The organism is Bacteroides xylanisolvens, from assembly GCF_018289135.1.
Lineage (GTDB): Bacteria > Bacteroidota > Bacteroidia > Bacteroidales > Bacteroidaceae > Bacteroides > Bacteroides xylanisolvens.
Genome location: NZ_CP072216.1, coordinates 3,085,620 through 3,097,997 on the forward strand (window position 1 = coordinate 3,085,620; position 12,378 = coordinate 3,097,997).

At 46.9% G+C, this 12,378-nt stretch carries 8 protein-coding genes; 1 reads left to right on the top strand and 7 read right to left on the bottom strand.

Annotated elements, in window-relative coordinates; genetic code table 11:
• Positions 1-6: 6 nt before the first annotated feature.
• The 7 genes from INE92_RS13285 to INE92_RS13315 form a co-directional block, all read right to left on the bottom strand.
• Positions 7-1,806 (bottom strand): hypothetical protein, encoded by a 1,800-nt coding sequence (locus INE92_RS13285; protein ID WP_117684048.1) that lies wholly within the window; start codon positions 1,804-1,806, stop codon positions 7-9.
• A 99-nt stretch (positions 1,807-1,905) separates the two neighbouring features.
• Positions 1,906-3,102, bottom strand: coding sequence for a hypothetical protein (locus INE92_RS13290; protein WP_015531495.1), 1,197 nt, complete (start codon positions 3,100-3,102; stop codon positions 1,906-1,908).
• Positions 3,103-3,361: 259 nt separating this feature from the next.
• Positions 3,362-4,537: a BACON domain-containing protein gene (locus tag INE92_RS13295; RefSeq protein ID WP_015531494.1), complete on the bottom strand. Its 1,176-nt coding sequence runs from the start codon at positions 4,535-4,537 to the stop codon at positions 3,362-3,364.
• A 1-nt stretch (position 4,538) separates the two neighbouring features.
• Positions 4,539-5,846, bottom strand: a complete 1,308-nt coding sequence (locus INE92_RS13300; protein WP_015531493.1) for a DUF4302 domain-containing protein — start codon at positions 5,844-5,846, stop codon at positions 4,539-4,541.
• Positions 5,847-5,874: 28 nt separating this feature from the next.
• A complete protein-coding gene (locus tag INE92_RS13305; protein ID WP_015531492.1) occupies positions 5,875-6,786 on the bottom strand; it encodes a zinc-binding metallopeptidase in 912 nt (303 codons plus the stop codon).
• A gap of 20 nt (positions 6,787-6,806) precedes the next feature.
• On the bottom strand, positions 6,807-8,360 hold the full coding sequence (locus tag INE92_RS13310) for a RagB/SusD family nutrient uptake outer membrane protein (protein ID WP_015531491.1): 1,554 nt from the start codon (positions 8,358-8,360) through the stop codon (positions 6,807-6,809).
• A gap of 38 nt (positions 8,361-8,398) precedes the next feature.
• Entirely contained in the window at positions 8,399-11,536 is a 3,138-nt protein-coding gene (locus INE92_RS13315; RefSeq protein ID WP_195436415.1) for a SusC/RagA family TonB-linked outer membrane protein, read from the bottom strand.
• A gap of 584 nt (positions 11,537-12,120) precedes the next feature.
• On the opposite strand from INE92_RS13315, the gene INE92_RS13320 reads away from it, so the two are divergent.
• The gene (locus INE92_RS13320) at positions 12,121-12,345 is read left to right on the top strand and encodes a carboxypeptidase-like regulatory domain-containing protein (RefSeq protein WP_134993515.1); all 225 of its coding nucleotides are present in this window, start codon (positions 12,121-12,123) and stop codon (positions 12,343-12,345) included.
• Positions 12,346-12,378: the final 33 nt, after the last annotated feature.

Genomic DNA, 12,378 nt, shown 5'->3' on the forward strand with positions numbered 1-12,378 from the left:
TAATCATTATTCTATTACGGTCGTCGCCCCCTTATAGTAACCGGACAAGCTGCTATTATCGTACTGCACAATAGAGAAAATATTGAATGTCATTTCAATTTCACTCCCTTGAAGAGCCACAGAAGCATTGCCGCCTGCAGCCAAATGACCGTTCGTCGTATTAGCCTGATTATAAGTGACTCCTTCGTAGGCGATCGATATCTTCGCATTTTCCGCGCTACCGGAAAATCCGTGAACAGCTCCCTCCATCATGCTCTTCGGCACACGTACCACCGCATCCGCTGCCGACATTCCGGCTACGGTAGTGATACCTGCCTGCCGGGAAATATAAATAACGCAAATATCCACATCCGTCTTATCTACCACTACCGACTGGATAGTCACCGGAGTGCCGCCCGCCCCCAACTGATATTGATTCGGGATCGTCGTATCATATACTTTGAAAGTACCGTTGTAGTTGCCCGATATTTTAAGACTATTATCTCCCAAATATTTGAGGTCGAGCGTCAACGAGTATTCATTATCTGCCGATTTCGACACGCTGAATGTACCTGCCGCGTCTTCCAGATGTCCTTTAGAAACTTCGATTCTTTCTTCATCATACGGATTATAATAAGTAAACTCAAAAGCCAGATTCGTAGTTGTTATATCTACTTCCTGTCCGTCCAGCCCTGTATTCGGAACAAAAAGACGTACGTAATATGTATTTACATTATTCAGATCTGCAGCAGATGAAATCCCTGACGGAGTGAGATACAAGGCAACTCCTTCATTGGTCTTTTCATAAAAGGTAGCCTTGATGTCACGCGTACTTTCTCCATTCAAAGTCAAAATATTGGTAGTACTTTGCTTTATATCAGTGTAACTACCTTCATAAGAGCCTTTGAACTTGTCACCCGAAAGCAACGTAAAGCTGAAGGTTATTTTCACGCTTTCATCTGTCTTTTCTACTTTGAGCTTACCAGCCGAACATAGTTCAGACCATCCGTAAGGATCTACTGCATCAATATCATCGGCTCCCAAGTTTGTCATATTATAGAAAGCATACTCCGCGTCTCCACTAGAGGTTATATCAATTTCTTGTCCGATCATTTCGGGAGTAATGGCCAGCATCAGATATTCGGCATCAGATATATCCTCTACCGTAGTCAACCCGGTCTCCGGGCTTAAATAAACATACTGGAAACCTCCCAGCGTGGTAGCGACAACCGACTTCAACGGGCGCACCTCGTCCCCAAAAGAATATTCACTCGGAAGCTTTTCCGGAGCTTTGTAAACGCAATCCGCCTCACCCGTAAATTTGCCGCCACTTTTCAGTGTAAAGTCGAAAACAGCTTTCACGGCCGATGTTTCATTTTCTCCCGGTACCATTGTCACGGTGATCTTTCCCTGCGTCAACACGTCTTCCCATCCATCAGGGCTAACGGCGACAATCGCCTCTCCGTCGGCATCCATGTAGTAAAACGCATAATTGTCGTTATCAGAATTACCTACCGTGACCGGAGTGCCTACCAGTTTTTTATCCACTCCCAACATTATATATTCCTTACCGCTGTTCATAAAGTCTTCCATCGTTTCCAAACTTTGCAACGGACTCATACATACGTATACAATACCTTCCTGTTCAAAGCAAGATACCGATTTCGCTTGTACCGTCTTATCTTTGTACGTATACGTATTAACCGTTTCCACCGGTTCCGGTTCAGGCTCCGGTTCAGGATCGGGTGCCGGATCATCGCTACTACATGCCATAAAACAACTCATGGCCAACATGAATAAGAAAAAGGAAATAAATCTAATTTTCATATCTTTCGTTTTTGGGGTTAATTATAAAATCGTATAATTGAAAAAACAATGCTATCGGACAGATAACGCCATCACCCAAATGAGGCGCTCCGTTCTGATTTACGGATGATAGCCGAACACATTGATGGGAGTATCCTGCGAAAAGGTGCTACGCACATGATGCGGGTGTGCTTTATCACAATCGATAAAGTCTATGGTCAGCGTATGTTTGTCACCGTCACGCACCACGGTCATCGTTCCGGCGTCTATACGTGCATATTCCTTCATGGTTCCGTTGGATATTTTCTCGTACCAGGTTCCTGCCGGATACGTAAATACATTGGGATAACCCGAAGCAATGCCTCCCGGTTTCAGGAATTCTCGCGGAATCCCCTTCGATTCTTCGTCACGTGCCACTACTTTATACGTACCAGCCGGAATACCTTGTGTCACATCCGTAGCCCATTCTACAAAAAATTCCACCTTCAGCACTCTTCCGTTGCCCGTCGGCCATGTTTCGGCAAGTCCTACCCCCTCTTCTGCCAAGTAGAGTTCGAGTACCCGGCACGATTCGTCTTGCAAATAATAAAAATCGGCCTTATCTTGCAGACGGGCCTGCGCCCATTCGTTCAGAGTGAGATCGGCGTTCAGCGTAGAGTTCGGAATTTCTTCCGTACTTCCATGACGGTCGATAGTAGTCAATTTTCCCGTATAAGTGAAATAACGTTTGAGCGACAAGTCACCTACCAAAACGCCACTGATTGTATATTCGCCGTCGGCACTCCGTTTCACGGTCATTTTACCTCCGGAAAGCAAGTCGGCATCGACACTGGTGGAGTGTGCTTTCACATCACCGTAGAAAGAACCGGCAGGCACCTCCACTTTCCCGGTTGGCAGATCCATTTGGTTCATGTAGCCAAGGTTGAATGTCCATTCATTAAACGTGTATCCGTTCGGTGCCGCATCAAAGGTTCTTTCGGGAAGCGGAAACTCCGTGGTTCCGGAAGCAAACGGAGGAACGTTCAGGCTGAACGCCATTATCTTGCCCGGCCCTATCGGATTACCGGCAGCATCCACTTCCATATCCGTATAAAGAGTGAGTACAAAGTGATCCGTCCCCACTCCGTCTTCATCTCCCCAGTACACCAGGTTGGAGTTGATAAACTCTACGGTTTCAGGAGTCGGTTTTCCATTTTCTCCGCCGGTTTTTTCGCCCTCCGGATTTTCTGTGTCATTGTCGCTGCAAGCGGTCAACGCACATACAGACGCAACAGCGAACAGCCAGACACCTAATAAATTCATTAATTTTTTATCCATATAAGAGTTATTTTATATCGTTACAACATTAAAAAGAACTTCCGTAGTCCCCCTGGAGGCAATAAAAAAGGCGGGGTAATCCCGGGAAAAAAACTCCCGTTTTCCACACGGGTAGTCCTCCCCGCCTGTCATATATGTAAAGTTAAAATTAAGAGAGAGTTATTAACCTCTCATTCCGTTTCACAACGGTAGTTCTTTTCTTCATACATCTATTCCGGAAACGTTATATCCGGTTGATTCATAAGTTGCAAGTTTCCAACTATTTAAAGAGCGCAATGTCAGGGAAAAGAATATAGTCTTTCAATGCTGCCGTAGAAAACTGCTGTCCGTCGAACAATGCTATCGCAAGATAACACCCGCTCTCCGGCGCACCGGCTACATCCTGATAACTCATCCCGATAGAACCATCCTGATAAAGCACAGGAGCAAATCCGAAATTACCTTTCGCATAAATGTTGGAGGAAGCTGCTACGGAAAAGCCGTATAATGTTTGTAAAACGACATCCTCTTCCAGTGCTGTGTCATCAGCTGTCCGGTTCATTGCATTATTGGCCGTTCCATCCACCTCCTGCGTCAGGACAAAATCTTTCTGCGCTGCGCCGATAGGAACCACAAAAGCTCCATCCTCGTAGGTTGCCTGCAATGAAATCGTGGCCTTCGAGGGATCTTTCAGATACGGTGCCACCGGAGTACCGACTAACGACATATTGATCGTATAACCATCACCTTCCGCATCTTTCGTCACCTCCGTAGCCGAGAGACGATATGCCTTATCTATCTTTTTCGTATCCCATTTCACATAAATCTGGCTGTCCCTCCATGCTCCGAGCAAGTCACTCGCTTCATACTGGTAGACATAATAGAAAAACTTCCGTCCCTCATTCGTACTGACCATCAGTTGGCAGGCACGCGGATTTCCGGTTTTGTTCTCTTTCAGTACGAGCAGGAAGCCTTCCTCTTTCGAGGCTGTAGGGACTTCCACCCAATCGACTCCTTTCTGTATACTCACCTTGAAATCAAACGAACTGTTGACCCGCACCACAGTCTGTGAAGGAGCATTTCCGAGCCGCAACACCTGTTGGTCGGTATCGGGCGCAAAAATATTACCAGCCTGTGTCACCACAATCTTCTGTTCGTTGCTACCATCGCTTACGGTCACTTGCGTGGCACGTGACACATATTCATAATTAGCCCTGGCGAGTAATGTGATTTTCTCGTTTGTCACTTCGATCACCCTGCACCAGTCCGCACCGGAAACAGCCGTCAGTTCTCCGGCAGCCTGCAAAACCACTTCCACCGTTCCACCGCCGGCAACCAGATCGACATCCGTGTCCACAATGCGGAAGCCCTGCGGCGTTTCATCGTTTTCCGTGCCGCACGCTGTCATCAGCAGGCAGCATACGGATACTACTATCATAAATAACTTGTTCATCATACTATTCTTCTATTGTTTTTTTTACCAATCTGATTGACGCAACTGCATCCGTGTATCCGATGAAAGCTGCGTCCTCCTCCTGCGAGTTGTACACTCCGAAGATGAATCCGGAAACTTCCCCCATCCAGACTCCATTGTCCACCAGGTAAATGCCGTTAGTGGTAGCATAGCTAATCAGTCCGATAGACTTATTGCGGAGCACATAATCGTTCATTACGTCCCACATAGCCAGATAAACATATCCGCCCTGTACCTTTTCGAGAAGTTGCGGAGAGACGGAAAGTCCGCCACGCGGCTTGTCATACATCACCAGAATATCATATTCCAACCCTTTGAGCCAGTAACTCTTCCCGTCTTCGTTCTTCAATAGCCGGACTTCCTGCGAGGCCACTTCCAGTTGTCCCGTTTCATCGTTCAGGCGGTAAAAATCCATCTGATAAGTGCCCGGATAATAATCATAGCTTTGATACCCGGCAGTGTAGACACCCGCCAGTTTGACTCCCGTAGCCCCTTCGTCGGTACAGACAAAGCTGATAAGCTCGTTCTTCCAGACAAAATTCTGCATCGTCTGCCCGTCTATCGTTACCGGTTCATGGAAACGTAGTCCGTCGGCGGTAAACATAAAAGGCACGGTTTTCTGATGCACTTTTCCTATTTCGTCGTAATAAGTCACGATAAACGTATAGTTGCTGCGCAGCATTTGCCCCGTGTAGAGTCCGTCCATCAGTAAATCATATTCATAAAAGAAAGCATCGTCCTCCACCTTCTTAATTTTGGTGAGATATTGCTTCCACGTCTGGTCTTCGGTAAGTGCCTTCATCACAATCCGGTTGCCGTATTTTTTGCCTTTCAGTTCGATACGCTCGGCAGAAGCACTCGAAATAATAAATTCGTAGTCGCCTCCGAGCGTCCCGTTCGGGTCGTCAGACATACTTCCCTGCGGCTGCCCGAAATAATGCACCAGATAATTATAGGTATCGAATGACAACATCGTCGCCTGTTCCGACTTAACGCTATAGAGCGAACTGACCGTCTCATCTGCTTCCGACATCTGCGAAGCCATTGTCACCCGCTGACCATCAAACCTGCAAAGCAGGGTGATGCCTCCAAGCGAATAATCCTTGCCGATGTAATATTCCATCACCCAGCCATTCGGAGCCGCTTTCAAAAGTTCGCTGCACCGGTTCACATCGGCTGTGGCACGGTTGGCAGACGAATCGTCAAAGTAGTTCTCCTCCTGAAAGAGACATGACTGCAAGCCCAGGCAGGCAAGAGCTAACAAGAGGTATATTGTTATATTCTTCTTCATAGTGATAATGTATAATTAAAATTCATACTCATTGAATCGTACTCAAGTCAATTTCGGTAATTTCCTGCTGACGACGCAGTACGATTTTGCGCAGTTCGTTGAGGTCGATTCCCCAAGTATCCCGCATATAGTTGTAAACAATAGCAAACTTTTTATTGATAGTGGCTGCACCCGTTTCTCCGGCAGCCCTCAACATATTATCCCAGTAGGTCTGCGTGTGGGTGACGTACATGGCTATGTTTTCCACGAAATCCTCGTTCGCCTGATTCATGGCATAGGCGGTCACGAAGCCGTCGGGCCACGCTATATCGTTTGTACGGGGCATGGCTCCCTCTGCAGTCATGTAGTAGTACCAGTCGGCTCCCACATATTTCCCCTCCGAGATCCGGTTGAAAGAAGGGTCGAAGTTCCGTTTCTGGTGAAGGATATGAGCGAACTCATGGTGCATCGTTTCAAAGTAATAGTTGTTCAGTTTTTCGATATTGATTTTCTTCACGTTGAGGTCGTTCACGTTGTAAAGCGTGATTTTCTTTCCGCCTTCTGCCGTACCGAGTACCATATTCCCGCTACTTTCGTAAGCAGGCGATCCGATGAGATGAAAGGTTTTAGGCACATATACGCGGAGAAAATCGATTCCAGCCAGTTCTACATAAGCGTCCATCCAGACGTGCTTGATGATTTTGGACAGTGCCACCGCTTTATCATAATCGGCAGGTACAAGATTGTATTTATGGTCGCTTTCGATGTCCTTCATGCGATACATGAAATCGATGTTGTAGGGATATGTGTAGTTGTCGAGCAACCAATCGTCGAAAGCGTTCCTCTCCACCGGCTCGGTGGAGAAAATGCTGTGCGCAGTATCTATTTCGTCGTCATTGTTGCAAGCTCCCAGGCAGACTGCGGTAAGGGCAAGCAAAAAATAAATGAGCTGTTTTTTCATAACTTCCACTTTTTTCTTTGTTAATTTCTTCTCGGGTTGGGTTGTATACCCGCCACGATCACACTCCTCGGAATTTGGATTGCATAACGCAAGTCGTTCGGAGGCATTTCGTCGGTGACACGCTGGTTGGCCATGTCACGGCGATAAATCAGGATGCCATATCGCTTGATGTCGGGCCAGCGCATCCCTTCGTGCAGGGTGGTGATACGACGGATATGCAGAATACAATGGATGAAGTTTTCCTGCATTCCCTCTTCAATCGTAAAGTCGGGGGCCAGTTTCTTTTTCGGTGTTTGTTGCGTGAAGGGAGTATAAAAACTCATCCTATCATAATAGGTGTTGATCTGTTCGGGTGTCAGCACCGATTTGTTGCGGGTATAGGCACGTTGCCAACTCGTGATGTCGGCTGCCGACTGGGCATACATTTTCTTCAGCGCGTATGCTTCGGCACGACAAAGCAAGGTTTCGTCCGTAGAAAACAAAACCGGCATATAATAAAGGTATGTGCCCTCATAAAGCCCGCTCTTGCGCAGGATACTGGCAACAAACCCGTTGGTGGAGAAAGGTTTCAGATAGAAATAATCCGAACTGCCCCACAATCCTGAAGACAGACAGGTTTCGCTGGTAGCGAGCGTCTGGTTGTGGAAGTAACGCGGACCTATCAGATAGTCACTCCCGATTGCTCCCCAGTTGGAAACGGTGCTGCTTATCAACAGGTTGGCTTCATTGGAAGAGGCGATATAGGCATCTGCCTGCACGTTTCCGTTCACGGAAAGATTACCCAACGCTTCCCAGTTGCGCAGCAGATCGGCAGGATTAGTCCCCAATACACGGGTGGCAAAATCAATCACACGGTCGCAATTGGAAAAATCGGGCTTCATATAATAAAGGTAGAAACGGGCGGCAAAGGCATAAGCGGCTTTACGGGTAAAGTGATATTTGGGTACAGAGTAGCTGTCGTCCGAAATCAAGTCGATCCCTTCGAGGAGGTCACGCTCCACTTTTCGGTACACTTCTTCCAACGTACCTCGTTCGTAACGGGGAGATACGGTGGTTTCTACCTCTTCCATATAAGGCACTCCTAAAGATTGGGAGGCATGAGTGTCGTAGGCGTTGCAGAAGATATTCGCCAACATGAAATGACAGTAGGCACGGCACACGAGCGCTTCACCTCTCTGTGGGTCGAGTGACGCCGGATTTCCTTTTTCTTCGATGGCATCGAGCGCCATATTGGCGGCGGCTATTGCGCTGTAGTAACCTCCCCAAAGAGAATTGGGCGTGTCCTGATATTCTTCCTTGGTGTCTTGCCAGTGGTAGCACTCTTGTTCGGAAAGCTTGTAGTAACCGTAGGTAGGGCCACTATCATCAGAGTTATCGCTGTAAAGCTCGAACAGTTCGTTGGGCGACACGTCGGCATACGCCGATACAAGCAGTTTGGCTATTTTCTGGTCGGTGTTCAACTCCGTACGGTTGTCCGGCATTTCGTCCAGAAAGCCGTTGCAGGAGACGGTGGTCAGACCTAAACTTGCGGTCAGTACCAGTGCAGGGAGTATATGGTTTATCTTTTTCTTCATCTCTCGTATGTTTTTTAGGTTGATTCTCTATTCTTTACTTACAGTCCCAGGCGCAGGGTGAGGGTGAACTGGCGGGGTACGGGCGATGCTACACCGCCGGTATTCACAAATTCCGGATCCTGCCCGTTCAGTTTCTTGCCGGCATAAATCAGGAAGAGGTTAGTGGCCTGCAACTTAAGCGACAAGTTGGAAATTTTGGCAGGGGCAATCCAGCTTTTCGGGAACTCATACATCAGTGATATTTCCTTCATACGGATAAAATCGCCTTTGGCAATACGCTCCGTGGAGTAGTTGTAAGCATTGTAAGCAAGATAGAGCGAGGTATTCGCCTGATATTGCGGGTCGCTTATTATCACTGGTATATTGGTTTTCGCCTCATCGCCGGAGACCGTCCAACGATTCTTAAACTCACGCGGCATGGCGGTGAGGTCGGAGTATTTATAGTTGAACACAGGGTCCAGTCGAACTACGTTGCCGAAAGAATAGGTCATAAAGACATTCAGTTTGAAGCCTTTGTAAGTGAATACGTTACCGAAACTTCCTGTGACAGTAGGGTCGGTAGGACCTTCATATTTCAGATAATCAAGTTTCTCCCGTTCCTGAAAGTTGACACCGGTAGTGGTCAGTTTTCCGTCAATCAGATACTGTGGAATACCGTCCGCGTCGAGCCCTGCAAAAGGGATGGAAAACAGTCCGCGCACGGGATAGCCTTCACGGGCGAAACCGTTGCCGGATACCAGTTCCATCATGCTGGTGAGTCCTTTCAGTTGGGTCACTTCATTTTTGGCGTAGGAGAAGATAAAGTCCGTATTCCACGAAAAATCTTTCGTGCGAATGTTGCGGGTGGAAAGGGTGAACTCCACACCGTGGGATTTCATCGTGGCTACGTTGGCATATTTGTTGATGAAACCGCCCACTCCCTGCGTGGGAACTACACCGATCAGGTCATAGTTGTTGCGCTGATACCAGTCGGCAGAGAAATTGATCCGGTTTTCGAGCAAACTGAGGTCGATGCCGATGTTCAGTTCATGCTTTTTCTCGTAGGTGAGTTCGCTGTTCTCGATGTCCTCGATGTAAAGTCCCGTTTCCTGAATATCGGTAAAAGGACGATAGGGAGAGAAACTGCGGATGATGGCTTGCGAATTGGTTACTTCCGCCGGACCGCGATCGGCAGTAAGAGAGTAAGAAGCTTTCAGAGTCAGGTTGGAAAGAGTGGGTTGGAGCGCTTTAAAAAAAGCTTCCTCGTGCACGTTCCACGCACCGGACAAGTTCCACGTGGGCAGCCAGCGTGACGAACGGCTGCGGCCCATGCGGTTGGTTCCTTCGTAACGAAACGTTCCGTTGAGCGTGTAACGGCCGTCATAAGAATAGGTGGCGTTGAGAAAGCTCGCAATGCTACGGGTTTCGGAGTGCCCCAGACTGTAATAACGCGAACCGGACTCTATTCCGTTCTTGAAAAACTGATAGACGTAGGAAGGAATTTCCCCCATCGAATATTGCATTCCCCAGCCCTGAAAGGAAGAATATGCCTTTTTAAGGCTGTTCACTTCCATACCGGCAAAGAAGTTAGTGATGTGTTTTTCGGCAAAAAGGTGATTCCATGAGAGGGTTCCGCGGAAATCGAGCCCCAACATACGGCGGTCCTGACGCTGGTAGATTCCCCCCTCGGGCAGCAGGGTGATAGGCAGGGCGTATGGATTGTCGGGGTCTTTATAAAGCAATCCGTTTTGTTCGCGGATGGTGGCGTCGTCCATACCGGTACGGTAGGCAACGGCTTGGTTGGCATCGTCGAGCACGTTGTGTTCCTGCGACGAGGTCTGGTATCTCACAGCTCCGAGGGCACTCAATTCAAGTCCTTGAATCACTTTCCATTTCAGCTCGCCTTGAAATTTCACATCTACCATGTTGATTTCGATGTAGTTATTATCCAGTTCGTGAAGAATGTTGAATGGAGCGTAGTTGCTGATATAATCCGCAGACGGGTCGAGCGTACGGCTCGTATTGAGCGCGTAAGAATAAGGGTTGATATCGAATCCGCGTGACATCTTTCCGGAAGCGATGTCGAGGCTAGAGCTCATCGTTCCCGGTGCGTTTTGTTGACGGTAGGAAGCGTTAGAAATCAGGTTGATCGACAGGTTTTTATAAAGATTATAGGTGGTGTTTACGTTGGCTGTGTAACGCTTCACTTTGCTCTGCTTGTACCAGCCCGGATCGAGCATAGCGCTCAACGAGGCATAGAAGGATGATTTTTCCGTTCCGGCGGTGACGCTGACGGAATGATTCTGCGAAATGGCATTGGTGAAAAGCACGTCGAACCAGTCGGTGTTACGCATTTCCGCTTCACGGAGATAAGCATTGCGGGATTCGGGGGTGTTGAGAAGTCCGCGCTGGCCGTTGCTGTTATTATACTCGTCGATGAGACGATACATACGACCGTACACTCCCGTGTCTTTGGCACGGAAAAGGTCGGCACTGTTCAGCCAGCCTTTCTGCTCCATCTCTTTATAGATACCCATCTGTTCCTGCGAATTCATGATATTGAATTCTTTGTAACTGGGTATGGCACGGGTGGTAAACTCACCGGTATAACTGATTTTGCTGACTCCGGCACGGCCTTTTTTGGTGGTGACCACAATCACGCCTGCCATCGCACGTGCACCGTAAATGGAAGTCGCCGATCCGTCTTTCAATATCTGAAAGCTCTCGATGTCGTCGGAATTCAACCCGGCTATGGCGGAACTGATTAATGTCTCCGCATCACCGGAGGAAAGATCGTCGGGACCTACGTCGATGGCATCTTCAAGAATCACTCCGTCTACTACCCAAAGGGGCTTGGAACTTCCGTAAATGGAAGTAGCACCGCGCACACGAATCTTAGGAGCGGTACCGAAAGTACCCGAAACGTTCTGAACGGAAACTCCTGCCGCACGACCTTCCAAGCCGCGACTGATGTCGGGCAGACCGTCCAGTTTCACATTATCGGCATCCAATTGTTTGGTGGCTCCCGTAAACAGGCGTTTGTCCATCTTTTGCATACCGGTCACCACCACTTCCTGCAATACTTCGGAGTCGGATTTCATCATCACCTTGATTGTCCCCGGCTTAATAGGAACATCCTGCGGCTTCATGCCGACATAGGTGATTCGCAAAGTTCTTGATGAACTTATACGTTTCATAGCCCATTCCTCCGCAAATATCTAAATATAAAGTCTTTAATAAACATAAAAAAGAAGATACCTAAAGAGAATACAAGCAAACAAATGCGGAACTATAAGATAAAAATAATCTTCCTTTTTTGCCTTTAATCTACTTTTTTCGTCTTTTACCGGTTTACTGAAGAGGTAGAAAATATCTTTTATATAATGACCTTTCCAGTTCCCAAATAGCTTTTATCCTGAACTCCAAGTGACAATATAAAAGATAACGGTCACGAAATTCATAATCTTCCCGAAAACTATCCTTTTTCTACCGATAGATGCTAATTAATGATTTTTCATGTGTTATTAAACATCTTATCAGGCTATTTTATCACATTTAAATATCAAAAAGGAACTTCTTTTGAATTATCAACCATCACAAAGGCATAGAAATTCACTTTTACACACTCGTTTCATCTGCATTTCTTTTTCATCAATAGTATTTTGTCTATACAGTTCAATTTCGCATTTTTTTTCATATTTTTCTTTGTTTTTCTAAAAATGTGCTTACTTTTGCAAATAATTAAATAACAAAACAGACTATTCTACTATATAAAAACTATATGAAAAGAAAACTAACGCTGTTATTAACTTGCTTATTAGCAAGCATTAGCCTGACAATTGCCCAAACCTCTAAAAAGGTAACAGGCATTGTCTTCTCCGAGGAAGACAATCAACCTGTCATAGGGGCATCTGTTGTAATTAAAGGTACATCTATCGGAACTACCACTGACCTTGATGGAAAGTTCGTGATTAGTAATGTACCAAGTTCATCAAGAACTTGGTAATCATTAGTCCATTCCTTCTATTTTCGTCTTTAA